This window comes from Variovorax sp. PMC12 (assembly GCF_003019815.1).
In the GTDB taxonomy this organism is placed as follows: Bacteria; Pseudomonadota; Gammaproteobacteria; order Burkholderiales; family Burkholderiaceae_C; genus Variovorax.
In genome coordinates this window covers 1,273,409-1,298,382 of sequence record NZ_CP027773.1, presented here as the reverse complement: position 1 = coordinate 1,298,382, position 24,974 = coordinate 1,273,409, and the positions used below count along the sequence as shown (strand labels likewise).

24 protein-coding genes and 1 tRNA gene are annotated in these 24,974 nt (G+C 65.5%); 12 read left to right on the top strand and 13 right to left on the bottom strand.

Annotated elements, in window-relative coordinates; genetic code table 11:
• Positions 1-50: 50 nt before the first annotated feature.
• The 6 genes from C4F17_RS05970 to lptF form a co-directional block, all read right to left on the bottom strand.
• Entirely contained in the window at positions 51-209 is a 159-nt protein-coding gene (locus C4F17_RS05970; protein ID WP_013541242.1) for a DUF3309 family protein, read from the bottom strand.
• 126 nt (positions 210-335) lie between these two features.
• Positions 336-1,508, bottom strand: coding sequence for a pyridoxal phosphate-dependent aminotransferase (locus C4F17_RS05965; protein ID WP_106934622.1), 1,173 nt, complete (start codon positions 1,506-1,508; stop codon positions 336-338).
• The gene (locus C4F17_RS05960) at positions 1,505-2,446 is read right to left on the bottom strand and encodes a CysB family HTH-type transcriptional regulator (protein WP_007832298.1); all 942 of its coding nucleotides are present in this window, start codon (positions 2,444-2,446) and stop codon (positions 1,505-1,507) included. Before C4F17_RS05960 ends, C4F17_RS05965 begins: the two co-directional genes overlap by 4 nt.
• A 62-nt stretch (positions 2,447-2,508) precedes the next feature.
• Complete coding sequence (locus C4F17_RS05955; RefSeq protein WP_106934621.1) at positions 2,509-2,895, bottom strand: sirohydrochlorin chelatase; 387 nt, start codon at positions 2,893-2,895, stop codon at positions 2,509-2,511.
• Positions 2,892-4,004 carry an LPS export ABC transporter permease LptG gene (lptG, locus tag C4F17_RS05950; protein WP_081270532.1) on the bottom strand — a complete coding sequence of 371 codons (1,113 nt, stop codon included), beginning with the start codon at positions 4,002-4,004 and terminating at the stop codon, positions 2,892-2,894. Before lptG ends, C4F17_RS05955 begins: the two co-directional genes overlap by 4 nt.
• Positions 4,001-5,125, bottom strand: a complete 1,125-nt coding sequence (lptF, locus tag C4F17_RS05945) for an LPS export ABC transporter permease LptF (RefSeq protein WP_106934620.1) — start codon at positions 5,123-5,125, stop codon at positions 4,001-4,003. The genes lptG and lptF overlap by 4 nt, the downstream gene beginning before the upstream one ends.
• A 21-nt stretch (positions 5,126-5,146) precedes the next feature.
• Between lptF and C4F17_RS05940 the strand changes: the two genes are divergently transcribed.
• From C4F17_RS05940 to C4F17_RS05925, 4 genes are all read left to right on the top strand, one after another.
• Positions 5,147-6,634: a leucyl aminopeptidase gene (locus tag C4F17_RS05940; RefSeq protein WP_106934619.1), complete on the top strand. Its 1,488-nt coding sequence runs from the start codon at positions 5,147-5,149 to the stop codon at positions 6,632-6,634.
• On the top strand, positions 6,631-7,071 hold the full coding sequence (locus C4F17_RS05935) for a DNA polymerase III subunit chi (protein ID WP_106934618.1): 441 nt from the start codon (positions 6,631-6,633) through the stop codon (positions 7,069-7,071). The genes C4F17_RS05940 and C4F17_RS05935 overlap by 4 nt, the downstream gene beginning before the upstream one ends.
• Position 7,072: 1 nt before the next feature.
• The gene (locus C4F17_RS05930) at positions 7,073-7,471 is read left to right on the top strand and encodes a hypothetical protein (protein WP_081270536.1); all 399 of its coding nucleotides are present in this window, start codon (positions 7,073-7,075) and stop codon (positions 7,469-7,471) included.
• 136 nt (positions 7,472-7,607) lie between these two features.
• On the top strand, positions 7,608-8,825 hold the full coding sequence (locus tag C4F17_RS05925) for a branched-chain amino acid ABC transporter substrate-binding protein (RefSeq protein ID WP_081270537.1): 1,218 nt from the start codon (positions 7,608-7,610) through the stop codon (positions 8,823-8,825).
• Positions 8,826-8,893: 68 nt separating this feature from the next.
• Here the strand turns inward: C4F17_RS05925 and C4F17_RS05920 are convergent, their stop codons facing one another.
• The 5 genes from C4F17_RS05920 to C4F17_RS05900 all read right to left on the bottom strand — a co-directional run bounded on the left by C4F17_RS05920 (position 8,894) and on the right by C4F17_RS05900 (position 11,444).
• The gene (locus C4F17_RS05920) at positions 8,894-9,283 is read right to left on the bottom strand and encodes a response regulator (RefSeq protein ID WP_106934617.1); all 390 of its coding nucleotides are present in this window, start codon (positions 9,281-9,283) and stop codon (positions 8,894-8,896) included.
• A gap of 100 nt (positions 9,284-9,383) precedes the next feature.
• Entirely contained in the window at positions 9,384-9,740 is a 357-nt protein-coding gene (locus C4F17_RS05915) for a hypothetical protein (protein ID WP_081270539.1), read from the bottom strand.
• Positions 9,741-9,935: 195 nt separating this feature from the next.
• A tRNA-Ser gene (locus C4F17_RS05910) sits at positions 9,936-10,026 on the bottom strand.
• Positions 10,027-10,051: 25 nt separating this feature from the next.
• Complete coding sequence (locus tag C4F17_RS05905) at positions 10,052-10,981, bottom strand: SPFH domain-containing protein (protein ID WP_081270540.1); 930 nt, start codon at positions 10,979-10,981, stop codon at positions 10,052-10,054.
• A 37-nt stretch (positions 10,982-11,018) separates the two neighbouring features.
• Complete coding sequence (locus C4F17_RS05900; RefSeq protein WP_106934616.1) at positions 11,019-11,444, bottom strand: NfeD family protein; 426 nt, start codon at positions 11,442-11,444, stop codon at positions 11,019-11,021.
• Positions 11,445-11,650: 206 nt separating this feature from the next.
• Between C4F17_RS05900 and C4F17_RS05895 the strand changes: the two genes are divergently transcribed.
• Positions 11,651-13,954 (top strand): arginine/lysine/ornithine decarboxylase, encoded by a 2,304-nt coding sequence (locus tag C4F17_RS05895; RefSeq protein WP_081270542.1) that lies wholly within the window; start codon positions 11,651-11,653, stop codon positions 13,952-13,954.
• A gap of 12 nt (positions 13,955-13,966) precedes the next feature.
• Here C4F17_RS05895 and C4F17_RS05890 read toward each other — a convergent pair whose 3' ends face one another.
• On the bottom strand, positions 13,967-14,809 hold the full coding sequence (locus C4F17_RS05890; protein ID WP_081270543.1) for a DNA ligase: 843 nt from the start codon (positions 14,807-14,809) through the stop codon (positions 13,967-13,969).
• A 65-nt stretch (positions 14,810-14,874) separates the two neighbouring features.
• A complete protein-coding gene (gene fabI / locus C4F17_RS05885) occupies positions 14,875-15,657 on the bottom strand; it encodes an enoyl-ACP reductase FabI (protein ID WP_106934615.1) in 783 nt (260 codons plus the stop codon).
• A 37-nt stretch (positions 15,658-15,694) separates the two neighbouring features.
• On the opposite strand from fabI, the gene C4F17_RS05880 reads away from it, so the two are divergent.
• The 7 genes from C4F17_RS05880 to nusA all read left to right on the top strand — a co-directional run bounded on the left by C4F17_RS05880 (position 15,695) and on the right by nusA (position 24,963).
• Positions 15,695-17,518, top strand: a complete 1,824-nt coding sequence (locus C4F17_RS05880; RefSeq protein WP_106934614.1) for an extracellular solute-binding protein — start codon at positions 15,695-15,697, stop codon at positions 17,516-17,518.
• A gap of 18 nt (positions 17,519-17,536) precedes the next feature.
• On the top strand, positions 17,537-18,577 hold the full coding sequence (locus tag C4F17_RS05875) for a microcin C ABC transporter permease YejB (RefSeq protein ID WP_081270546.1): 1,041 nt from the start codon (positions 17,537-17,539) through the stop codon (positions 18,575-18,577).
• Positions 18,578-18,724: 147 nt separating this feature from the next.
• Positions 18,725-19,765: an ABC transporter permease gene (locus C4F17_RS05870; protein ID WP_106934613.1), complete on the top strand. Its 1,041-nt coding sequence runs from the start codon at positions 18,725-18,727 to the stop codon at positions 19,763-19,765.
• Positions 19,765-21,408 (top strand): ABC transporter ATP-binding protein, encoded by a 1,644-nt coding sequence (locus tag C4F17_RS05865; protein ID WP_106934612.1) that lies wholly within the window; start codon positions 19,765-19,767, stop codon positions 21,406-21,408. Before C4F17_RS05870 ends, C4F17_RS05865 begins: the two co-directional genes overlap by 1 nt.
• A gap of 16 nt (positions 21,409-21,424) precedes the next feature.
• Positions 21,425-22,618: a YbfB/YjiJ family MFS transporter gene (locus C4F17_RS05860; RefSeq protein ID WP_106934611.1), complete on the top strand. Its 1,194-nt coding sequence runs from the start codon at positions 21,425-21,427 to the stop codon at positions 22,616-22,618.
• Positions 22,619-22,806: 188 nt separating this feature from the next.
• Positions 22,807-23,454, top strand: a complete 648-nt coding sequence (gene rimP, locus C4F17_RS05855; RefSeq protein WP_106934610.1) for a ribosome maturation factor RimP — start codon at positions 22,807-22,809, stop codon at positions 23,452-23,454.
• A gap of 15 nt (positions 23,455-23,469) precedes the next feature.
• The gene (gene nusA / locus C4F17_RS05850) at positions 23,470-24,963 is read left to right on the top strand and encodes a transcription termination factor NusA (protein ID WP_081270551.1); all 1,494 of its coding nucleotides are present in this window, start codon (positions 23,470-23,472) and stop codon (positions 24,961-24,963) included.
• Positions 24,964-24,974 lie beyond the last annotated feature (11 nt).

Below are 24,974 nucleotides of genomic sequence, written 5' to 3'. Positions count from 1 at the left end.
CGAAAAAAAAGCCCGCGGATGCGGGCTTTTTCTTCATGGGCCGGCCGTGCCTATATGCGTCCCATGAGCACGAGGATGACGACGATCAGCACGATCAGGCCTACGCCGCCGCTGGGACCATAGCCCCAGGACCGGCTGTAGCCCCAGCTCGGCAGCGCGCCAATCAGTATCAGGATCAGGACGATCAGCAGAATGAACGAGAGCGACATGTTTTCTCCAGGGCGTTGTTGTGATGAGCCTTCATGCTCACCCCGCCATGTCGCGCGGGGCGCCGGATAGCCGCCCCTTCGGTGGTCAGCCAACGTCCTACCGCTGGTGTCGGCGCTCTGCAGGCGTCAGAGTCGCGCGAGCCGCTCCAGGGCCGAGAGCAGCGTCTCGTCCTTCTTGGCGAAGCAGAAGCGCACCACGCGCTGGTCGAAGCCGTTGCCGTAGAACGCCGACAGCGGGATCGCCGCCACGCCGATCTCGCTCGTGAGCCAGAGGCAGAAGTCGGCCTCCGAAAGCTCGCTCACCGCCGAGATGTCGACGCACTGGAAGTAGCTGCCCTCGCTGCGCAGCAGCCTGAAGCGGGTTTTCTCGGCCAGGCCGGCGGCGAACAGGTCGCGCTTGCGCTCGTAGAAGGCGGGCAGCTCGAGGTAGGGCGCGGGCTCGGCCATGTAGCGCGCGAGCGCATGCTGCATCGGCGTGTTCACGGTGAACACGTTGAACTGGTGCACCTTGCGGAACTCGGCCATCAGCGGCGCGGGCGCCGCCACGAAGCCGACCTTCCAGCCGGTGACGTGGTAGGTCTTGCCGAAGCTGCTGACGATGAAGCTGCGCGCCGCCAGGCCCGGGAAGCGCGCCACGCTCTCGTGGCGCGCGCCGTCGAACACCATGTGCTCGTAGACCTCGTCGCTGATCACGAACACGTCGGTGGGCGCGAGCAGTTCCTCGAGCTTGCGCATCTCGGCCTCGGTCCAGACGGTGGCGCTCGGGTTGTGCGGCGTGTTGATGATGATGGCGCGCGTGCGCGGCGTGAGCGCGGCGGCGATCTTGTCGAAGTCGGGGCGGAAGGTGCCGGGGATGAGCGGCACGCGCACCACGCTGCCGCCGGCCAGCTCGATGTTGGGCACGTAGCTGTCGTAGCAGGGCTCCAGCACGATCACCTCGTCGCCCGGGCGCACCACGGCCAGGATGGCCGTGATGATGGCCTGCGTGGCGCCGGCGGTGACGGTGATCTCTGTGGCCGCGCTGTAGCCGTGGCCGTAGAGGGCAGAGATCTTGGCGGCGATGGCCTCGCGCAGCGCCGGTATGCCCGGCATCGGCGGGTACTGGTTGTGGCCGGCGGCCATGGCCGCCGTCACGTCCTCGAGCAGCTTCGGGTCGCAGTTGAAATCCGGAAAGCCCTGGCCGAGGTTGACCGCGTTCTTCTCGGCCGCCAGCGTCGACATGACCGTGAAGATGGTGGTGCCGACGGAGGGCAGCTTGGTGCCCACTTCGGGCGTGCGCGGGGCGTGAACTGTGCTCATAGCTCGTAATCTTGTTGGTGGCCGCTTAGGGCTTTGGCTATCAGGTTGCGGTCGAGGCGGTCGGAGAGCAGCTCGGCGAACTTGAAGACGAAGTTGCGCAGGTAGGCGCTGCGCTTGAAGGCGACGCGGGCAATATTCTGGCCGAACACATGGCCCATGGGGCGCACCACGAGGTCGGCGTTCGACTCGTCCCGCACCGCCATCTCGGCCACGATGCCCACCCCCAGGCCAAGGCGCACGTAGGTCTTGATCACGTCGGAGTCGATGGCTTCGAGCGCGATGCGCGGCGTGAGCTTCTTCTGCGCGAAGGCGTGGTCGATGCGCGTGCGGCCGGTGAACGACGGGTGGTAGGTGATGATCGGCTCGCTGGCCAGGTCTTCGAGCGAGATGCGCTCCTTGGCCGCGAGCGGATGGTCCTTGGGCAGCACCAGCACGTGCTGCCATTCGTAGCAGGGCAGCGTCACCAGTTCGGCGTAGCCGTCGAGCGATTCGGTGGCGATGCCGATTTCCGCGATCTCGTCGATCACCATGCGCGCCACCTGGTCGGGCGAGCCCTGGTGCAGGCTCACGTTGACCTTCGGGTAGGCCTCGCGCAGGTTGGCCACGGGCACCGGCAGCACGTAGCGCGCCTGGGTGTGGGTGGTGGCGATGGAAAGGGTGCCGCTGTCCTGCGCGCTGAACTGCTCGCCGATGCGCTTGAGGTTGCCCACCTCGCGCATGATGAGCTCGATGCTGGCAATGACATGCTGGCCCGGCTCGGTCACGCGCTTGAGCCGCTTGCCGTGGCGCGCGAAGATTTCAACGCCCAGTTCTTCCTCGAGCTCGATGATGGCCTTGGAGACACCGGGCTGCGAGGTGTGGAGCGCCTTGGCCGCCTCGGTGAGGTTCAGGTTGCGCCGCACGGCTTCCTGAACAAACTTGAACTGATGCAGATTCATATCAAATTCCGTCTTATTGCGGAATTCATTATGCCTTCGGAATCTATCGAAATTGCCGCAATTCAGCTTTTGATAGCAATTTTGGCCAGCAGGTCGACCAGTTCAGGCTCTTCGCCCACGATCCGGGCCAGCGAGATGTCGATGGCGGGCCAGCGCTGGCGCAGCGCTTCGACCTGCACCGGCAGGTCTTCGCGGGCGTGCTTGCCCATGCCCAGGAACAGCGGAACGAGCCGGATGGCCGTGGCGCCGGCGGTCACCAGGGCTGCCACCGCGGTGGGGAGATCGGGCGCGGCCAGCTCCATGTAGGCGCAGGCCACCAGCGCGTCCGGCGTGCGGCTGGTCACGCGCGCGGCCACGGCCTCGATGGGTTCGCGCCAGCGCTCGTCCCGCGAACCGTGCGCCAGCAGCACAATGCCCTGGACCTGCCTTCCTCGTGCCTGCGCCGTCATCGCCGAAGCACCAGCCAGCTGAATGCCGTCAACGACATCACGGAATAGATCAGCCCCGGCGCCGCCGCCGTGAGCCACGGAGACCAGTTGCCAAGGTTGCCCAGGTAGCCGAACACGTTGTTCAGCAGGAAGAAGCTGATGCCGATCATCACGCCGCCGAACACGTAGGTCGTGATGCCGGCCTGGCGGAAGTGCAGGTAGGCGAAGGGCAGGGCGAGCACCACCATCACCAGGCACGACAGCGGATAGAACACCTTGCGCCAGAACTCGATCTCGTAGCGCTGGGCGGTCTGGCCGTTCGCGTCGAGGTGGCGGATGTAGTCGAACAGGTCGATCGTGCTCATGCGGTCGGGGCGCAGGAGGGCGACCGATACCATTTCGGCGGTCAGCGAGGTCGGCCAGTTCAGCTCGGGGAGCTTGGTGCTGACGATGTGGGCCTGGTCGGCCGAGCCCTGCGTGTCGTACTTCTGCTGGTCGACGTCGGAAAGGATCCAGTGGCCGTCGTCGCTGATGCGGGCGGAGGCCGCGAGCGTCTGCGTCTTGATGTAGCCCTTGTCGTCGAACTCGAAGATGCGCGGGCTCTTGAGCGCGCCGCCGCGGTCGATGGCCAGCACGTTCACCGCGTACGAGACATCGCCGCGCTTTTCCTTGAGCCAAGCGCCGGTGTTGCCCGCCAGCGAATAGGTGCCCTGGTAGCGCGCCTTGAGCAGTTGCCCGGTGCGCTCCGAGTTCGGCGCCACGTAGTCGCCGACCGCGAAGGTCAGCACCACGAAGCTCAGGCCCAGCAGCAGCAGGGTGCGCAGCGCGCGCCAGGGGCCCAGGCCGCTGGTGCGCAGGATGGTGTATTCCGAGCTCTGCGCGAGCCGCGCCATCACGAAGATGGAGCCGATCAGCACGGTGATGGGCAGCAGCTCGTACAGGTGGCTCGGGATCAGCAGGGCGACGTAGATCAGCGCCTGCAAGGGCCCGTAGTTCAGGCTGTCCGGCTTGCCGATGGACTGCAGTTCATCGACGAAGTCGAAGAAGAAAAAGAGGCTCAGGAAGCCCAGCGTCACGAACGCGACGGACTTCAGTACCTCCACATAGATCAGGCGTCTTATCGTTTTCACGCGGTGGGTTCGATCTTGGGTGTGGTCGCGGGCGCGGCGGCGCCGGCCTTCCTGGCGCGGCGGCCCCAGTTGTTCTGGCGCGCGCTCAACCACGCGAGGTTGATGAGGAGCACGCCGCCGTGCAGCACGAGCATGAAGCCGCCCATGCTGAAGCGGCCCGAGCTGATCCAGCTCTGGCCCAGGTTGAGCATGTTGTAGTAGATGACGAAGGCGAACAGCGCGAGCAGCAGGTTGCCGCTGCGCCCGACACGCGGATTGGCGCTGGAGACGTTCAGCGCCAGCAGCACGAAGTTGATGGCCGTCAGCAGCATGCCGATGCGCCAGGCGAGTTCGCCCCTGCTCATGTCGCTCGGGTCGGTCAGCAGCGACAGCGTGGTGCGGGCGCGCGAGGGCGTGGCGTCGTTCGTGAGGCCGTCGCTGCCGCCGGCGCGGGTGCCGTACGTCTTGAATTCGCTGATCTTCAGGCCGGTGTTGGCCATCGGCTGTTCCAGGCGCTGCCCGTTGTTGAGCAGCAGGTAGCGGGAATCGCCGATGTTCTCGATGCTGCCGCTGCGCGCCGAGGTGGTGATCTGCATGTTGCGCTCGACCGACCAGATGAAGACGTTGGTGGCCTTGGAGTTGTCCGGCGTTTCCTTGTCGATGAAGAACACCCGCACCCGGCCCGCGGATTCGCGGAATTCACCGGGCGCCACGCGCTCGATGTCGCTGCGCTGCTCGTACTGCTTGCGCATGCCGATGGTCTGCGAGTTGGCCCACGGCCAGCCGACCAGCGCCATCACCGCGATCAGGATCAGCACCGGCCAGGCGAAGCGGAACAGCGGCTGCACGAAGTCCATGAGGCCGCGGCCGCTGGAGAACCAGATCACCATTTCGCTGTCGCGGTACATGCGCGAGAGCGTGCCGACGATGGCGATGAACAGGCTCAGGCTCAGGATGGTCGGCATGTAGCCGAGCACCGTGTAGGCCATGACCAGGAACACCTCCTGCGGGTTCACACTGCCCTTGGACGCGAGCCCGAGGGTACGGATGAGCATCATGGTCATCACGATGGTGACCAGAACCACGAGGGTCGCTCCGAAGCTGCGGGACAGCTCCTTGCGTAGGGAAGAATGGAATAACATCGTTCGAGGAAAAAAAGGATTATGGACTTTCAACTCAAGACCCTCACCGTCGCCCAGGCTGCAGCCGAGAAATCCGATGTCCTGATCGTGCTCGTCGGCAGCGCTCCCCTCGCCACCAAAGACCCGCTTTCCGTGCTGGCAGCCAGTGCCCGCAAGGCCGGAGACCTGCCCGACAAGGCGGGAAAACTGCTCACGCTTTACCGTCCGGACGACGTCGTGGCGGCCCGCGTGGTGCTCGCGGCCATCGGCGACGGCAAGCCCGGCTCGGTGCGCAGCGGCGTCGCTGCGGCGGTGAATGCGGCCAAGGCCCATGCGCCCAAGCGGGTGGTCCTGGTGTTTGCGCAGCCCGCGGACGGCGCGGCGGTGGCTTGCGCCGTCACGGCGGCGGCCGACGCCAGCTATGTCTACACCACCACCAAGTCGAAGGCCGAGCCGCGCAGCATCCGGCACCTGACGGTCGGCGTGAATGACGCAACGGCTGTTACCGGCGCTTTCAACGATGCCCGTGCCACCGTGCTGGGCATCGAGCTGGCCAAGGAGTGGGGCAACCGCCCCGCCAACCACGCCACGCCCACGCTGCTGGGCGAGGCCGCCAAGGACCTGGCCAAGCTGCCGAAGATCAAGTGCGAGGTGCTGGGCCCGAAGGAAGTCGAGAAGCTCGGCATGGGCTCGTTCATGGCCGTGGCCCAGGGCTCGGCCGAGCCGCTGCGCTTCATCGTGCTGCGCTACCAGGGCGGCCCCAAGGACCAGGCCCCCGTGGTGCTGGTGGGCAAGGGCATCACCTTCGACACCGGCGGCGTCTCGCTCAAGCCGGCGGCCGAAATGGACGAGATGAAGTTCGACATGTGCGGTGCCGCGAGCGTGCTGGGCACCTTCCGCGCGCTCGGCGACATCCAGCCCGCGATCAACGTCGTCGGCCTGATCCCGTCTTGCGAGAACATGAACGACGGCCGCTCGGTCAAGCCGGGCGACGTGGTCACCAGCATGAGCGGCCAGACCATCGAGGTGCTCAACACCGACGCCGAGGGCCGCCTGATCCTGTGCGACGCGCTCACCTACGCCAAGCGCTTCGATCCGGCTGCGGTGATCGACATCGCCACGCTGACGGGCGCCTGCGTGGTGGCGCTGGGCGGCGTGCGCAGCGGCCTGTTCTCCAGCGACGAAGCGCTGGCCGCCGCGCTCGAAACCGCCGGCGAAGCTTCGCAGGACCGCTGCTGGCGCCTGCCGCTCGACGACGACTACGCCGAGGGCCTCAAGAGCAACTTCGCCGACGTGGCCAACATCGCGGGGCGTGCCGGCGGTGCCATCACCGCGGCCAAGTTCCTGCAGCGCTTTGCCGGCGACTTCGCCTGGGCCCACCTCGACATCGCGGGCACGGCCTGGAAGAGCGGGGCGGCCAAGGGTTCCACCGGGCGGCCGGTGGGGCTGCTGGTGTCGTACCTCACGAGCCGTGCCGCCGGTAACGCGCAGGCCAAGGCCCCGGCCAGGAAGGCCCGGTCCGCCAAGTGACGGAAATCGGCTTCCACTACAACGCGCCCGACAAGCTGAACTACGCCTGCCGGCTGGTTCGCAAGGCCGTCAATGCGCGCGGCCTGCGCGTCGTGGTGGTGGGTGACGCGCGCGCGCTCGACGTGGTGGATGCCGCGCTCTGGCAGCTCTCGCCGGTCGACTTCGTCGCGCATTGCCGCGGCGACGCGCCGGCCCACGTGCTGGCACGCACGCCCGTCGTTCTTTCTTCCGACGGCGCCAATGCGGCGACGTTGCCGCACCGCGAGATGCTGGTGAACCTCGGGCTCGAGGTGCCGGCCGGCTTCGAGCGCTATGAGCGCCTCATCGACATCGTGAGCGACGAAGGCAACGACCGCCAGGTCGGCCGCTCGCGCTGGCGCCACTACGCCGACCGCGGCTACGCCATCCAGCCGCACGACTTCGCAAAGAGTTCCTGACATGGCCAGCACGCTGCGCACGCCGCCCCGTTTCGTTCCCACCCTCACCACGGTGCTCGAGATCCCGGCGGAGCCCGCGAGGCCAGAGCCGCCGGAGGCCGCGCCGGCAACGCAGCCCGACCCGGCAAGCACCATGGCGTTGCCGCCGGCCGCGCAGTTCTCGCAGGCCGAAATCGTCAGCCTCGAGGAGCAACTTCTGCATCGCGTGCTGCAGCGTGTAGACCTCTCTTTGGAAGAGCGTTTGAGCGACACCGTGTCAGCTGCCGTTCAGCATCAACTCGACGCAATGGTGCCGCGTTTGCGCAATGAAATCGAAGCCGTTCTGCGTGCGCTGGTGATCGAGGCAATGGCCGCCGAACTCAGCGAAAACACAGGGTCTACGCCAGCTTCCGGCGCATAAATCCTCGGCTAAACTGCGCCGCAGGTCGGAAGGGCGTGAGGGTGCCGCTGGTCCGCGGCGCGAAACTTGCGAGGTCTAGCCGCCCGGATCACACGACCGGTTTTTTATTCTTTTCATCCAAGTTCTGGAGGTTCTCATGCAATTGAAATGGACTGCGGTCGCACTGGCTGCAATCACGCTTGTGGCTTGCGGCAAGAAAGAAGAAGCCGCTGCTCCCGCTGCAGCGCCCGCGCCAACGGCCGCTGCTCCGGCCGCCGCGCCTGCACCAGCACCTGCCGGGGACACGCTGGTCGTCAAGATCGGCCACGTTGCACCTACCAGCGGTCCCATCGCCCACCTGGGCAAGGACAACGAAATGGGCGCCAAGATGGCCATCGAAGACCTGAACGCCAAGGGCGTGAAGATCGGCGACAAGACCGCCAAGTTCGAACTGGTCGCCGAAGACGATGCTGGCGATCCGAAGCAGGGCACCGCAGTGGCCCAGAAGCTCGTCGACGAAAAGGTCAACGGCGTGGTCGGCCACCTGAACTCGGGCACCACCATCCCCGCCTCCAAGCTGTACAGCGACGCCGGCATTCCGCAGATCTCGCCTTCGGCCACGAACCCCAAGTACACGCGTCAAGGCTTCAAGACCACGTTCCGCGTGGTGGCTGACGACACGCAACTCGGCGGCACGCTGGGCAAGTACGCGGTCGACACGCTCAAGGGCAAGAACATCGCCGTGATCGACGACCGCACCGCCTACGGCCAGGGCGTCGCAGAAGAGTTCGAGAAGTCGGCCAAGGCTGCCGGCGCCACCATCGTGGGCCACGAATTCACCACCGACAAGTCGACCGACTTCAACGCCATCCTGACCAAGCTGAAGTCCGCCAAGCCCGACGTTCTGTTCTTCGGCGGCATGGACGCCGTCGGCGGCCCGATGCTCAAGCAGGTCAAGCAGCTCGGCCTGAACGTCAAGTTCATGGGTGGCGACGGCCTGTGCACCGGCGAACTTCCGAAGCTGGCTGGCGATGCCATCGGCGAAGACATGGTGGTGTGCGCTGAAGCAGGCGGCGTGGACGGCGACTTCAAGCAACCGCTGGAAGACTTCAAGGCCAAGTTCAAGACCAAGAACGGCGTGGAAGTGCAGATCTATGCACCGTACGTGTACGACGCGGTCAACGTGCTGGCCGAAGCCATGGTCAAGGCCGGTTCGTCCGACCCCGAAAAGTACCTGCCGGAAGTCGGCAAGGTGCAATACAAGGGCGTCACCGGCCCGATCGCCTTCGACGAAAAGGGCGACATCAAGAACGGCGCGCTGACGCTGTACACCTACAAGGGTGGTGTGCGCACGCAGATCGCCGTGGTGCGCTGAGTCGCGCGGCTGCCGCAAAAGAAAAAGGGCCTTCGGGCCCTTTTTTCATGTCCGCGTGAAGGCGGGGGTCAGAGCGGCGCGAGACCCGACGGCCGGTCGGCGTTGCAGTACTCGATGAAGGCATCGAGGTCGCGCGACTTGTCGAACACGGCATCGGCGCCCAGCGCGCCGCAGCGCGCCCGGATGTCAGCGGTGACGTAGTTGCTCAGCACCACGACCCGCTGGCCGGGCTTGCGCGTCTTGCAGCCCGCCAGCACGCCCAGGCCGGAGCCTTCCTTCAGGAAGAGGTCGACGATGAGGAGTTGCCAGCCGTCAGGATGCGCCGCGATCCAGGCCAGTGCGTCCGACTCGGTTTCGGCGAAGCCGACCACGCGGCCGTTGACCAGGTCCTCCAGTGCCGGGACCAGGTTGTCCCTGATGGTCTTGTTGTCCTCGACGAGGAACGTGATGAGGGCCATGCCGTGGTTTCGCTTTGAGAACCAATAGCGTAGCGTGCCTGATGCCGGCGCAGCGTAGGAGAAGGGAGACGGACGGAGAGAGCGGCGCGCGATGCGACGTTCAGTCCGCCTGTCCCGAACGGAGCTTGGCCTTGAGCTTCTCGGCCAGCGCCTGGCTCTCGTCGCGCTCGGCAGTCGCTTCGAGGCGCTTCTCGATTTCTTCGCTCAGGGCCGCGTTGACCTCGGCCAGTTTCTCGGCGGACCTGGCCAGTTTCTCCTCGAGCTGGTTCGTGTGTTCGATGGCCTGTGCCACTTCGCCGACCTGAACTTCTTCAGGCAGTTCCTGTTCGAGCACCGTGTTCACCACGGCGAGGTTGTCCGATGCCCGCTGCACGTCTGCGGCCACCTGTTCGCTCTTTTTCAGGGTGCTGTCCAGCGATGTCGTGCCACGCGGCGAGGGTTGCGGTTGTCCAGCCATCGAGGCTCCTTTGCGGGCTTGAAAGTAAAACCTTTGGATCGTACGCCAGACGAAAGTGCCTGGGGTGCCGAAGCCAGTTGTTGTAAAGCAACGCTCTTGGCGGTCATGCGGACGACAAAAAAGCCCGAGTGCTTGTGGCGACTCGGGCTTTTCCTGATCAGCAATGTTCGCGAACGGTTACGAACAATCAATCTCTGGCGGAGCAGGCGGGATTCGAACCCGCGGAGGGCTATTAACCCTCACACGCTTTCCAGGCGTGCGACTTAAACCGCTCATCCACCGCTCCTGAGCCCACGATTGTAGCAGTGTGTTCAGGCCGGATTCGAAGGTTTGCCTGCCTGGACCATGCGCATTGCCGAAGCGATGAGCGCGGCGGTCTCCGACATGTTGCTCGGCACGATCAGCGTGGTCTTGGAATCGGCCGCCACCTTGCCGTAGGCATCGACCGCGCGCTCGGCCACCTTGAGCTGGACCGCCTGTTCGCCGCCCGGCTGGCGGATGGCCGCCGCCACGCGCTCGATGGCGTCCGCCGTGGCCGTGGCCACCGCCGTGATGGCAGCCGCCTCGCCCTGGGCGTTGTTGATCTGCGCCTGCTTTTCGCCTTCCGAGCGGGCGATGAAGGCCTCGCGCTCGCCAGTGGCGATGTTGATCTGCTCCTGGCGGCGGCCTTCGGAAGCCGCGATCAGCGCACGCTTGCCGCGCTCGGCGGTGATCTGCGCCTGCATGGCCAGCAAGATTTCCTTCGGCGGCGTCAGGTCCTTGATTTCGTAGCGCAGCACCTTCACGCCCCAGTTGAGTGCGGCCTCATCGATGGCGGCCACGACCTGGGCGTTGATGACGTCGCGTTCCTCGAAGGTCTTGTCGAGCTCGAGCTTGCCGATCACGCTGCGCAGCGACGTTTGCGCGAGTTGCGTCACCGCCACGATGTAGTTCGACGAACCGTAGCTCGCGCGCATCGGGTCGGTCACCTGGAAGTACAGGATGCCGTCGACCTGCAGCTGCGTGTTGTCGCGCGTGATGCAGATCTGGCTCGGCACGTCGAGCGGGATTTCCTTCAGGCTGTGCTTGTAGGCCACGCGGTCGATGAAGGGAATCAGGAAGTTGGGGCCGGGCGTCATGGTGCCGTGGTACTTGCCCAGGCGCTCGCGCACCCAGGCGTTCTGCTGCGGCACGAACTTGACAGACTGGCTGATGAAGATGATCGCGATGACCAGGATGATGAGAGGGACCGAAAATTCCATGGTGCGCTTCCTTTTCTGAGTTCTACGGACGTACTGACTAAACCTTGTCGACAACCAGACGGCTGCCGATCACCTCGACCACCCGGTGCTCGCCGGTCGAAGGCGCGCGGCCCGCGCGGGGCACCACCGTCCACTGCGCGCCCCTGTAGCGCACGGTGGCCGTGCCGTCGGCGTTCCACGCCTCCACGTGCACGATCTCGCCGATGTCGAGGTTCAGGTCCGGGTTGGCGCCGCTGGACGGGGCGGGCGGTCGCTTGCGTTGAATGGAATACCAGGCCAGCACGGCCCCCACGCCGATCACCGAGGCCACGATCAATTGCGTGACGATGTCGAAGCCCAGGTGTGCCGAGATTGCCGCGCCGGCGAAGCCAGCGGCCAGCAACAGCAGGTAGACCGTGCCCGAAAGCAGCTCGGCCACGATGGCTGCCCCCGCGATCAGCCACCAGACGGTGGAATTCGCCATGTTGTCGACTCCTCTTCTTGCTTGTTCGATGCGCGCCATTCTGCGGCATTGCCCCCAAGCGCTTGTCCCGCGTAGGGGTACTGGCGCCGGGCCGGCGCGGCACATGCCTGCCTCCGGCGAATGGGTTGCGGCAAGCTGACCGGATTCTTCATCTGAATTCCGTACACTTCGCGCCTCGTCTCATTGCCTGACCCGGAGCCCCGCTCATGAAATTCCGCTTTCCCATCGTCATCATCGACGAGGACTTCCGCTCCGAAAACACTTCGGGCCTCGGCATCCGCGCGCTCGCGCAAGCCATCGAGACGGAGGGCTTCGAGGTGCTGGGCGTCACGAGCTACGGCGACCTGAGCCAGTTTGCCCAGCAGCAAAGCCGCGCCAGCGCCTTCATCCTGTCGATCGACGACGAGGAGTTCACCGTCGGCCCCGACCTCGATCCGGCCGTGCTGAGCCTGCGCAACTTCATCGGCGAAGTGCGCCGCAAGAACGCGGATGTGCCGATCTACATCTACGGCGAGACCAAGACCTCGCGCCACATCCCGAACGACATCCTGCGCGAGCTGCACGGCTTCATCCACATGTTCGAGGACACCCCCGAATTCGTGGCGCGCCACATCATCCGCGAGGCCAAGAGCTACCTCGAAGGCGTGCAGCCGCCGTTCTTCAAGGCGCTGATCGACTACGCGGAAGACGGCTCCTACTCGTGGCACTGCCCGGGCCATTCGGGCGGCGTGGCGTTCCTGAAGAGCCCGGTGGGCCAGATGTTCCACCAGTTCTTCGGCGAGAACATGCTGCGCGCCGACGTCTGCAACGCCGTGGAAGAACTGGGCCAGCTGCTCGACCACACCGGCCCGGTGGCGGCCAGCGAGCGCAATGCGGCGCGCATCTTCAACGCCGACCACTGCTTCTTCGTCACCAACGGCACCAGCACCAGCAACAAGATGGTGTGGCACCACACGGTGGCGCCGGACGACGTGGTGGTGGTCGACCGCAACTGCCACAAGTCGATCCTGCACGCGATCATCATGACCGGCGCGATTCCGGTGTTCATGAAGCCCACGCGCAACCACTTCGGCATCATCGGCCCCATTCCCAAGAGCGAGTTCGAGCAGAGCGCCATCAAGGCCAAGATCAAGGCCAACCCGCTGCTGGCCGACGTGGACCCCGACAAGGTCAAGCCGCGCGTGATGACGCTCACGCAGTCGACCTACGACGGCGTGATCTACAACACCGAGACCATCAAGAACATGCTCGACGGCTACGTCGACACGCTGCACTTCGACGAAGCCTGGCTGCCGCATGCCGCCTTCCACCCGTTCTACGGCGCCTACCACGCGATGGGCAAGCGCCGCGTGCGCCCGAAGGAATCGCTGGTGTTTGCCACCCAGTCCACCCACAAGCTGCTCGCGGGCATCAGCCAGGCCAGCCACGTACTGGTGCAGGACTCGCAGAACCGCCAGCTCGACCGCGACCTCTTCAACGAGGCCTACCTGATGCACTCGTCGACCAGCCCGCAGTACGCGATCATCGCGAGCTGCGACGTGGCCGCCGCCATGATGGAGCCGCCCGGCGGCACCGCGCTGGTGGAAGAGAGCATCCTGGAGGCGCTGGACTTCCGCCGCGCCATGCGCAAGGTCGAGGAAGAATTCGGCAAGGACGAGTGGTGGTTCAAGGTCTGGGGCCCCGAGAAGCTCGTCGACGAGGGCATCGGCCGCGCCGAGGACTGGATCATGCACGGCGAGAAGAACGGCCCGTCCAAGGCCAAGGGCAAGAAGTCGCCGCGCAACTGGCACGGTTTCGGCGAGCTGGCCGACGGCTTCAACATGCTCGACCCGATCAAGTCGACCATCGTGACTCCCGGCCTCGACCTGGAAGGCAACTTCGCAGAGACCGGCATACCCGCCAGCGTGGTCACCAAGTTCCTGGCGGAGCACGGCGTGATCGTGGAGAAGACCGGGCTGTACAGCTTCTTCATCATGTTCACCATCGGCATCACCAAGGGCCGCTGGAACACGCTGCTCACGGCGCTGCAGCAGTTCAAGGACGACTACGCGCGCAACCAGCCGATGTGGCGCATCCTGCCGGAGTTCTGCCAGCAGCATCCCGGCTACGAGCGCCTCGGCTTGCGCGACCTGTGCCAGCACATCCACCAGCTGTACGCGCGCTACGACGTGGCACGCCTCACGACCGAGATGTACCTGAGCGACCTGACGCCGGCCATGAAGCCGAGCGACGCCTTCGCCCACATTGCCCACCGCAAGACCGAGCGCGTGGAGATCGACGAGCTCGAAGGGCGCATCACCACCAGCCTGATCACGCCGTACCCGCCGGGCATTCCGCTGCTGATCCCGGGCGAAGTGTTCAACAAGAAGATCGTCGACTACCTGAAGTTCTCGCGCGAGTTCAACCTGCAGTGCCCGGGCTTCGAGACCGACATCCACGGCCTGGTGGCGCGCGTCGACGAGACTGGCAAGAAGCGCTATTACGCCGACTGCGTCAAGCAGGTGAAATAAGCCAGGGCCGGCCTAGCCTTCGCGCACCCGCATGAAGCGGGCAAAGCGGGGCAGGCCCGTCGTGGTGGTGCCGTTGTAGCGGTAGGTCACCCAGCTGCCGATGGCGGGCGGATTCTCACGCTCGGCGTCGGTCAACCCGGTGCCGAGCTTGAAGCGCTTGCCGTCGGCCGTCTCGACCAGCAGCGCGCCCAGCCGCCCGGCGTGCCTGCCTTTGCCGGGCACGTGCTCGACCACGCGGGCCTCGGCGTCTTCGTAGGGCTTGACCTTCAGCAGATCGTTGTTGCGCTCGCCACGGTACTGCGAACTGCCGCGGTGGAGCATCAGCCCCTCGCCACCCATCTTCACCGTCTTGTCGAGCAGCGACTGCAGCTCTGCATGCGTGGTCGCGCGCTCCTGCGGAACGGCCACGACCCACGGTGCGTCGGTGATGGGCAGCAGCTTGCGCAGTGCGCCCAGCCTCGCCGTGAAGTCGCCGGGCTGGTTGGGCAGGTCGAACACCATGAAGCGCATCTCGTGCCATGCGACGTCGTTGGGCGTCTGGCTGCGCACCGTTGCCACGGCGTGCGCGAAGCGGCCTCGTCCTGCCCACAGTTCGCCGTCGAGCGGCTGCGCGGGCAGTGCGGCTGTGAACCACGCGGGCGCCGCGATCCGCTCGCCGCCGCGAGTCCAGAGTTGCTTGCCGTCCCAGTAGCCGCGCACGCCGTCGTACTTCTCGCTCACCCAGTAGTCATTCAGCGACATGCCGGGGCGGTAGACGTCGGCCAGCATCAGCGAAGGCGCCGCCGCGCGCGCGAACGCGGCGGGCGCGGTAACCAGGCCGAAAGCGGCAAGCAGGAGGGAGCGTCGATTCAGCACGATGCTATGAAATGAATAGCTAAGCACGGCCAGCTGGCGGCCGTGCCGGGTCTTGATGGCCGGACTTACTCAGCCATCCCGCCGACCACGTTGCTGAAGCCGCCGTCCACATAGGTGATCTCGGCGGTCACGCCGCTGGCCAGGTCGCTCAGCAGGAAGGCGGCCACGTTGCCGACTTCCTCGATCGTCACGTTGCGGCGGATCGGGGAGGCGTCGGCCACGGCCGCGAGCATCTTGCCGAAGCCCTTGATGCCGCTGGCGGCCAGCGTCTTGATCGGGCCGGCGCTGATGCCGTTGACCCGCATGCCCTTCGGGCCGAGCGAGGCGGCCGTGTAGCGCACCGACGCTTCGAGCGAGGCCTTGGCCAGGCCCATGGTGTTGTAGTTGGGCAGCGCGCGCTCGGCGCCCAGGTAGGTCAGCGTGAGCAGGGCCGACTTGTCGTTGAGGTAGGGCAGGGCCGACTTGGCCATGGCCGGGAAGCTGTAGGTACTGATGTCGTGCGCGATCTTGAAGCCTTCGCGCGAGAGCCCGTCGAGGAAGTCGCCGGCGATGGACTCGCGCGGCGCGAAGCCGATGCTGTGCACGAAGCCGTCGAACTTTGGCCAGGTCTGCGCCAGATCGGCGAAGAGCTTGTCGATTTGCGCGTCGTCGCCCACATCGCAGTCGAAAATGAGTTTCGAGCCGAAGTCTGCGGCATATTCGGTGATACGGTCCTTGAATCGCTCGCCGACGTAGCTGAAGGCGAGCTCCGCGCCCTGTTCATGACAGGCCTTGGCAATGCCATAAGCAATGGAGCGATTGCTCAATACACCAGTGATCAGCAGTTTCTTGCCGGAAAGAAAGCCCATGAAGTTGCCTCGTGAAAATCTTGGGCAGAATTCTCGCATGCGGTTTCTCTGGGCCTGGTCGTTGATGGTGTGTGCGGTTCCCGCTTGGGCTGCGCATGGATATGCACTCTGGGACGACCTGAAGTACGCGCCCGATTTCAAGGCCTTCGACTATGTCGATCCGGCGGCGCCCAAGGGCGGCGAATTGCGGCTGGTGAGCAACCTGCGCGTTTCCACCTTCGACAAGTACAACCCGTTCACCATCAAGGGCTCGGCGCCTGCCTACCTCGACAGCCTGCTGTTCGACACGCTGCTGGCCGGATCGATGGACGAAACCGCCTCCGGCTACGGCCTGCTGGCCGAAGACGTCACCGTGGCACCCGACCGCCGCAGCGTGACCTTCCGCCTGCGGCCCGAGGCCCGGTTCCACAACGGCATGCCGGTCGAGGCGGCCGATGTGAAGCACAGCTACGACACGCTGATCGGCCCCTACACCTCGCCCGGCTACAAGACCCTGCTGCAGGAAGTCGATGGCGCCGACGTGATAGACGCGCGCACCATCCGTTACCGCTTCAAGACGCCGAACCGCGAGCTGCCGCTGATCGTCGGCAGCCTGCCGGTGTTCAGCCGCGCGTGGGGCATGGAGAACGGCAAGGCCAAGCCGTTCGACAAGGTAGTGATGGACATTCCCATCGGCAGCGGCGCCTACAAGATCGGTCCGGTGCGCTTCGGCAAGGACATCACCTACGTGCGCGACCCCGGCTACTGGGGACGCGACCTGCCCGTGAATCGCGGTTCGCACAATTTCGACCGCATCACCGTGAAGATCTACAAGGACAACACGGCACGGCTCGAGGCGCTGAAGGCCGGCGAGTTCGACATGATGAGCTTCTACTCGGCTGGCGACTGGGCGCGGCGGGTCAACGGCAAGCGCTTCAACACCGGGGAACTGGTGAAGCGCGAGTTCCAGCACAGGAAGCCCGCGGGCTTCCAGAGCTTCGTGCTCAACAGCCGCCGCGAGAAGCTCAAGGACCCGCGCGTGCGCGAGGCGCTGGGCCTGGCGCTCGACTACGAATGGATGAACCGGCAGATGTTCTACGGCGGCTATCCGCGCGTGAAAGACCTGTTCGGCAACACCGACTGCGAGGCCCAGGGCCTGCCGTCCCCGGAAGAAAAAGCCCTGCTCGAACCCTGGCGCGGCAAGATCCCGGACGCGAGCTTCGGGCCGATGTACACGCCGCCCACCACGGAGGGCGAGGGCCACTCGCTGCGCAACAACCTGCGCCGCGCACGGGACCTGCTGAAGGAGGCCGGGTGGGAATACCGCGACGGCGCGCTGCGCAACGCCAAGGGCGACGCCATGACGCTCGAGTACCTCGACAGCAAGGAAGGCGGCGTGCGCACGGTGTCGCCGTGGGTCCGCAACCTCGAGAAGCTCGGCATCACGCTGAACTTCGCGACGGTCGATTTCGCGCTCTACCAGGAGCGGCTCGACCGCTTCGAGTTCGACATCACCACCATCAACTTCCCTGGCACCAACAACCCGGGCCAGTCATTGCTCGAAATCTTCGGCAGCAAGGCGGCCAGGACGGAAAGCTCGGGCAATTACATGGGCGTTTCGACCCCGGCGGTCGATGCCCTGCTCAAGGACATCGTCGATGCCGACACCAAGGCCGAGCTGATGCCTGCCTGCCGCGCGCTGGACCGCGTCATCATGCACAGCCACTACCTGATCCCCCAGTGGACGCTGACCTCGCACCGCATCGTCTACGACGACTGGCGCCTGGCGTTCAAGTCTCCGATGCCGCCCTATGCCGGCGGTGAAGACTGGGTCATGGGCACCTGGTGGGCCAGGCAGCCGCAGAAGCAATCGAACAAGTAGAAGAGAAGGAAACAGCCAGTGCTCTCCTATGTCCTCAAGCGGTTGCTGTTGTTCATTCCGACCCTGCTCGGCGTCCTGCTCGTCACTTTCCTGGTCATCCAGTTCGTGCCCGGCGGGCCGGTCGAGCAGTACCTGGCCGAAGCCAAGACGGCGGGGCGCGGCGGCGGAGGCGGCGGTTTCGAATCGGGTGGCGGCAGCTACCGGGGCAACCAGGGGGTGGACCCCAAGCGCCTGGAGCAGATCAAGGCGCTCTATGGCTTCGACAAGCCGCCGCACGAGCGCCTGTGGCAGATGCTCGGGCAGTTCGCGCGCTTCGACCTGGGCAAGAGCTTCTTCCAGAACAAGGATGTCTGGACGCTGATCCTCGAAAAGCTGCCGGTGTCGATCAGCCTGGGCCTGTGGACCTTCTTCATCAGCTATGGCGTGGCGGTGCCGCTGGGCGTTGCCAAGGCGGTGAGGGCGGGCACGCGCTTCGACCTGATCAGCACGCTGATCGTGCTGATCGGCTATGCCATTCCGGGTTTCGTGCTCGGGGTGGCGCTGCTGGTGATCTTCGGCGGGCAGTTGCAGTGGTTCCCGCTGCGCGGGCTGACCTCGGCCAACTGGGACGAGCTCGGCTGGGGAGCGCGCATCGTCGACTACCTGTGGCACATCACCCTTCCGGTGACGGCCATGGTGCTCGGCAGTTTCGCGGTGACCGCGATGCTCACCAAGAACGCTTTCCTCGAGGAAATCCGCAAGCAATATGTGCTGACCGCGCGGGCCAAGGGCCTGGGCGAGCGGCAGGTGCTCTGGAAGCACGTGTTCCGCAATGCGCTGATCCCGATCATCACGGGCCTGCCGTCGGCGTTCATCGGCGCCTTCTTCGCGGGCTCGCTGCTCATCGAGACCCTGTTCTCGCTCGACGGACTGGGCCTGCTGGGCTACGAGAGCGTGATCCGGCGCGACTATCCGGTGGTGCTGGGCACGCTGTACCTCTTCACGCTGATCGGCTTGGTGACGAAGCTGATTTCCGATCTCTGCTACGTATGGGTGGACCCGCGTGTCAAATTCGAATGAGCACTGGCTCGCCCCCAGGCTGCGCGCACTTCGTGTCGCTTCGCCTTCCCCCTACCGGGGGCAACACCTGCGGCCCGGCAAAGCCGGTTCCGCGGTGTTTCTGGAATGGGCTTTGCCGAATGCAGGCGCGGCGGGGTTGATGCACCCATGGTGAGCGGCTCTACCCATATCTCGCCCGGCCGCCGCGCCTGGCTTCGCTTCAAGCGCAACCGGCTCGGTTTCTGGAGCCTGGTGCTCTTCACCATCATGGTGGTGCTGAGCCTGTTCGCCGAGGTGCTGTCGACCGACAAGCCGCTGGTGCTGCGGTACGAAGGCCGCACTTATTTTCCGGTGCTGCGCGACTACTCCGAGAAGACTTTCGGCGGCGACTTCGAGACGCCCGCCGACTACCTCGATCCCTACATCCGCGACCGGATCACCAAGGGCGACAACTGGGCGATCTATGCGCCCAACCCTTACGGCCCGAAGACGCTCAACTACTTTGCCAAGGCGCCCAGTCCGGCAGCCCCGACGGCCGACAACATCTTCGGCACCGACGACCGCGGCCGCGACCTGCTCGCGCAGCTGATCTACGGCTTTCGCGTGAGCGTGCTGTTCGGCCTGGCGCTCACTGCCATCGGCACGGTGCTGGGGGTGGCGGCGGGGGCGGTGCAGGGCTATTTCGCGGGCAAGACCGACCTCGCGTTCCAGCGCTTCATCGAAATCTGGAGCTCGATGCCGGAGCTCTACCTGCTGATCATCTTCAGCGCCATCTTCGCGCCCAGCGTGGCGCTGCTGCTCATCCTGCTGAGCCTGTTCGGCTGGATGGGCCTGGCCGACTATGTACGCGCCGAGTTCCTGCGCAACCGCCAGATGGACTACGTGCGTGCCGCGCGCGCCCTGGGCGTGAGCAACCTGCAGATCATGTGGCGCCACATCCTGCCCAACAGCATGGTGCCGGTCGTCACCTTCCTGCCGTTCCGCATGAGCGCGGCCATCCTGGCGCTGACATCGCTCGATTTCCTCGGCCTCGGGGTGCCGCCGGGCACGCCGTCGCTCGGCGAGTTGCTGAGCCAGGGCAAGGCCAACATCGACGCCTGGTGGATTTCCATTTCCACCTTCGGCGTGCTGGTCGTCACGCTGATGCTGCTGACTTTCATGGGCGACGCGCTGCGCGACGCGCTCGACCCGCGCAAGGCTGACAAGTGATGAGCGAGAACAACAACACCAAAACCGGCCAGCCCCTGATCGACGTGAAGGGCCTGCGCGTCGGGTTCGGCGGCAAGGAAGTGGTGCACGGCATCGACTTCCAGATCGCCACGGGGGAAAAGCTGGCGCTCGTCGGCGAGTCGGGGTCGGGCAAGACCGTCACCGCGCTGTCGCTGCTGCGGCTGGTGCAGAACGCCGACGTGGCCGGCGAGGCGCGGCTCTTCGGCCCGCAGCGCGAGCAAGCGCCGCGCGACCTGTTGTCGATTCCGGAGCGCGAGCTGCGCGGCATCCGCGGCAAGGAGATCGCGATGATCTTCCAGGAGCCGATGACCGCGCTCAACGCGCTCTACAGCGTGGGCGACCAGATTGCCGAGGTGCTCGAGCTGCACGAAGCGTTGTCGGCCCGCGCCGCGCAGGCGGCGGCAGTGCAGCTGCTGGCCGACACCGGCATTCCCGAGCCGGCGCGGCGGGCGAGGGCGTTTCCGCACCAGTTGTCGGGCGGCCAGCGTCAGCGCGCGATGATCGCGATGGCGCTCGCCTGCAAGCCGCGCCTGCTGCTGGCCGACGAACCGACCACGGCACTCGACGTGACGGTGCGCGCGCAGATCCTGGAGCTGCTCGCCGATCTGCAGCGCAAATACGGCATGGCCGTGCTGCTGATCACGCACGACCTGAACCTGGTGCGCCGCTTCGCCGACCGCGTGGTCGTGATGGAGAACGGGCACATCGTCGAGCACGGCGCCGTGGCCCCGGTGTTCGATGCGCCGCAGCACCCCTATACCCGCAAGCTGATCGACAGCCATCCGACGCGCGACGTCGCCGCAGTGGCGGCCAGCCCTGGCGCCTTGCCGGTGCTCGAAGCCAAGGCGCTGCGCGTGATCTATCCGGTGCCTAAGCCCGGCATCGGCGGCTGGTTCAGCAAGGGCGAGTTCGTGGCGGTGCAGGGTGCGGATTTCCGCATCGTGCCGGGCGAGACGCTGGGCGTGGTCGGCGAGTCGGGCTCGGGCAAGTCGACGCTCGCGCTGGCGGCGCTGGGCCTGCTGAAGCACCAGGGAGCGCTGAAGATTGCCGGCAAGGACTGGGCGGTCGACCGCGCGTCCGACCTGCGGTTGCGCCGGGTGATGCAGGTCGTGTTCCAGGACCCGTTCTCGTCGCTGTCGCCCCGCATGACGGTGGAACAGATCGTGGGCGAGGGGCTGCGCGTGCATGCGCCCGAACTTGGCGCCGAGGCGCGCCGGACCCGTGCGCTCGCCGCGCTGGCCGACGTGGGGCTGACCGAATCGCAGTTTCCGTCGCTGCTCGACCGCTATCCGCATGAATTCTCTGGCGGGCAGCGGCAGCGGCTGGCCATTGCGCGGGCGCTGATCGTCGATCCGCAGCTGCTGGTGCTCGACGAGCCGACCAGCGCGCTCGACGTGACGATCCAGAAGCAGGTGCTGGGCCTGTTGCAGCGGCTGCAGCGCGAGCGCGGGCTGAGCTACCTGCTGATCACGCACGACGTGGAGGTGATCCGGGCCATGGCCCATCAGGTCATCGTGATGAAGGACGGAGCCATTCTGGAAAACGGGCCGGTCGAGCGCGTGCTCGACGAGCCCGAGCATCCCTATACAAAAAAACTGGTGGCCGCCGCGCTGCTGGAATAAACGGAGCAAGCAAGAAATGTCGCAAACCGGACGCGACCGGCGCGAGGCCTGGCGCGCGGCGCTGGCCTGCATGGTCACCCTCGCGGTGGCAATGGGCCTGGGACGCTTTGCCTTCACGCCCATGCTGCCCATCATGCTTCACGAGGGAAAGCTGGAGCTGGCGGCCGGCGGGGTGTTGGCGTCGCTCAATTACCTGGGCTATTTCCTGGGCGCGGTCACTTGCGCGGCCATCGGCGTCAAGGCATCGACCATGGTGCGCGGCGGGCTGATCGCCACGGCGCTGCTGCTGATCGGCATGGGCCTGTTGCACAGTTTCACCAGTTGGGGCGTGCTGCGCTGGACCGCGGGGGTGATGAGCGCGTGGGTTTTCGTCTTCGCGTCGGGCTGGGGGTTGCGAAGGCTGGCCGAGACCAATGCGCCCACGTTGGGCGGCGTGATCTACACCGGTCCCGGCATCGGGATCGCGATGACCGGCTTGCTGGGCGGCGCGCTCGGACGGTGGGGCTCCGAGGCCGGGTGGATCGGGCTGGGCCTTCTGGCTTTCGCGCTGATCGCGGTGATCTGGCGGGTTTTCGACGACGGGCAACTGGCGTTGTCCAAAGGCGCCGCGTCGGTTGCTGATTCGGGCGCGACGGCGACGCGTACCGATCGCAGCGATGCGATCTGGCTGGTCTCGCTCTACGGGCTGGCGGGCTTCGGCTACATCATCACGGCCACTTTCCTGCCGGTGATCGCGCGCCAGGCGCTGCCCGGTTCGTCGTGGCCGGACTATTTCTGGCCGCTGTTCGGGCTGGCCGTCATCCCAGGGGCACTGATCGGTGCCCGCGCGCCGACGCATTGGGACAACCGGCTGCTGCTGGCGGTGGCTTACGCATTGCAGGCGCTCGGCGTGGTGCTGTCGGTCGTCTGGCCGACGATCGTCGGGTTCGCCTTCGGCAGCTTGCTGCTGGGCATGCCATTTACCGCCATCACCCTTTTTGCGGTGCGGGAAGCGCGGCGGCTGCGCGGAAACGCGGCGGCAGGGCTGATCGGCTATGCCACGGCGTCTTATGGGGTGGGGCAGATCGTCGGGCCGCTCTTTGCGGCGCCGCTCGCGCAGCGCACCGGTTCTTTCGAGCTGCCATTGCTGGTCGCGGCGGCTGCCCTGGCGCTCGGATCGCTCTTATTTGCGGTGGTCTGGTCCAAATCTCGGCGTCTGGTGGCAGTTTGAGTGGTCGAGGCCCTTCATTTATCACGTGAATAGCATATAATTCGAGGCTCACGACCAAACGGGCGGGTACCAACCGCCCGTTTTTTTTGGTCTATGCATTCTCGAGCTTTTGGCTTTATTCATGCAGGTGGCACCCACGGCGGGCGGGTGACACGGAAACCGATTCTTAAAAAGGCTTTTTCGAACACGTGGCATTGCAGCAAATAGTGGAACAAACCGTAGCCGGTCTGGGCTACGACCTGGTAGAGATCGAGCGCTCCGCCGGGGGATTGCTGCGCGTGACGATTGATTTGCCCTGGACGGCCCCCACCTCCGAAGCTGTGGCTGCCGGCGTGCCCGAGCCTTTCGTGACGGTGGAAGACTGCGAGAAGGTGACCCGCCAGCTGCAGTTCGCGCTGGAGGTCGATGGTGTCGATTACAAGCGGCTCGAGGTGTCCTCGCCGGGTATCGACCGTCCGCTGCGCAATGAGCAGGATTTCGAACGTTTCGTGGGCGAGGTGATCGACATCACGCTCAAGGCGCCCATGGGCGCCGCCGCGGCGGGCCAGGTGTCGGCCAACCGCAAGAAGTTTCGCGGCACGCTGGAGCGTGCTGCAGTGGCAGAGGGCGCTGACGCAGCCGCGGGCTGGCAAATCGTCTGGAGCGAGGCGCCGGAACCCAAGCCGGGTCAAAAAGTGAGCAAGAAGCGCGCGCCTGCACCGTTGCATGCGCTGGGCTTCGTGCTGGACGAGCTGCGCGAGGCGCGGCTCGCGCCCATTGTGGATTTCAAGGGCCGCAAGGCCAAAACCCAACCGGGTTTTTCGGATATTGACGACGGAACGCAAGTTCCGGAATGACAGAGGAGTGGTGGCATGAATCGCGAAATGTTGATGTTGGTGGATGCGATCTCGCGCGAGAAGAACGTCGAGCGTGACGTCGTCTTCGGCGCGGTCGAGTCCGCGCTGGCGCAAGCCACCAAGAAGCTCCATCAGGGCGACGTGGACATCCGCGTCTCGGTCGACCGCGACAGCGGCGACTATGAAACCTTCCGCCGCTGGCACGTCGTCCCGGACGAAGCTGGCCTGCAACTGCCCGACCAGGAAATCCTGCTTTTCGAAGCCAAGGAAGAAATGTCGGACATTGAGGTCGGCGAATACATCGAGGAAGCGGTCGAGTCGGTGCCGATCGGCCGTATCGGCGCCATGGCCGCCAAGCAGGTCATCCTGCAGAAGATCCGCGATGCCGAGCGCGAGATGCTGCTCAACGACTTCATGTCGCGCGGCGACAAGATCTTCGTGGGCACCGTCAAGCGCCTGGACAAGGGCGACATCATCGTCGAGGCCGGCCGTGTCGAAGGCCGCCTGCGCCGCAGCGAGATGATCGCCAAGGAAAACCTGCGCAATGGCGACCGCGTGCGCGCCATGATCATGGAAGTCGACCTGACGCTGCGCGGCGCGCCGATCATCCTGTCGCGCTCCGCTCCCGAGTTCATGGTCGAGCTGTTCCGCCAGGAAGTGCCCGAGATCGAACAGGGCCTGCTCGAAATCAAGAGCTGCGCCCGCGACCCCGGTTCGCGCGCCAAGATCGCCGTGCTCTCGCACGACAAGCGTGTCGACCCGATCGGCACCTGCGTCGGCGTGCGCGGCACCCGCGTGAACGCCGTGACCAACGAGCTCGCCGGCGAGCGTGTCGACATCGTGCTGTGGAGCGAAGACCCGGCCCAGTTCGTGATCGGTGCGCTGGCTCCGGCCAACGTGTCGTCGATCGTGGTGGACGAAGAAAAGCACGCCATGGACGTGGTGGTCGACGAGGAAAACCTCGCCATCGCCATCGGCCGCGGCGGCCAGAACGTGCGCCTGGCTTCCGACCTCACCGGCTGGAAGATCAACATCATGGACGCCAACGAGTCGGCCCAGAAGCAGGCGACCGAGACCGACGCCAGCCGCAAGCTCTTCATGGAGAAGCTCGACGTCGACGAGGAAATCGCCGACATCCTCATCTCCGAAGGCTTCAACAGCCTCGAGGAAGTCGCGTACGTGCCGATTTCCGAAATGCTGGAAATCGAGGCATTCGACGAAGACACCATCAACGAGCTGCGCGCGCGTGCCAAGGATGCGCTGCTGACCATGGAAATCGCCAAGGAAGAGGGCGTCGAGGCCCAGTCGCAGGTGTCCCAGAACCTGCACGACCTCGAAGGGCTCGACCCCGAGCTGATTCCCAAGCTGATCGCAGCGGGTGTGAACACCCGTGACGATCTTGCCGACCTCGCGGTCGATGAACTCACCGAGATCACCGGCCAAAGCGCCGATGACGCCAAAGCCCTCATCTTGAAAGCCCGCGAACATTGGTTCGCCGGCCAAGAGTGACGGTCATGGAG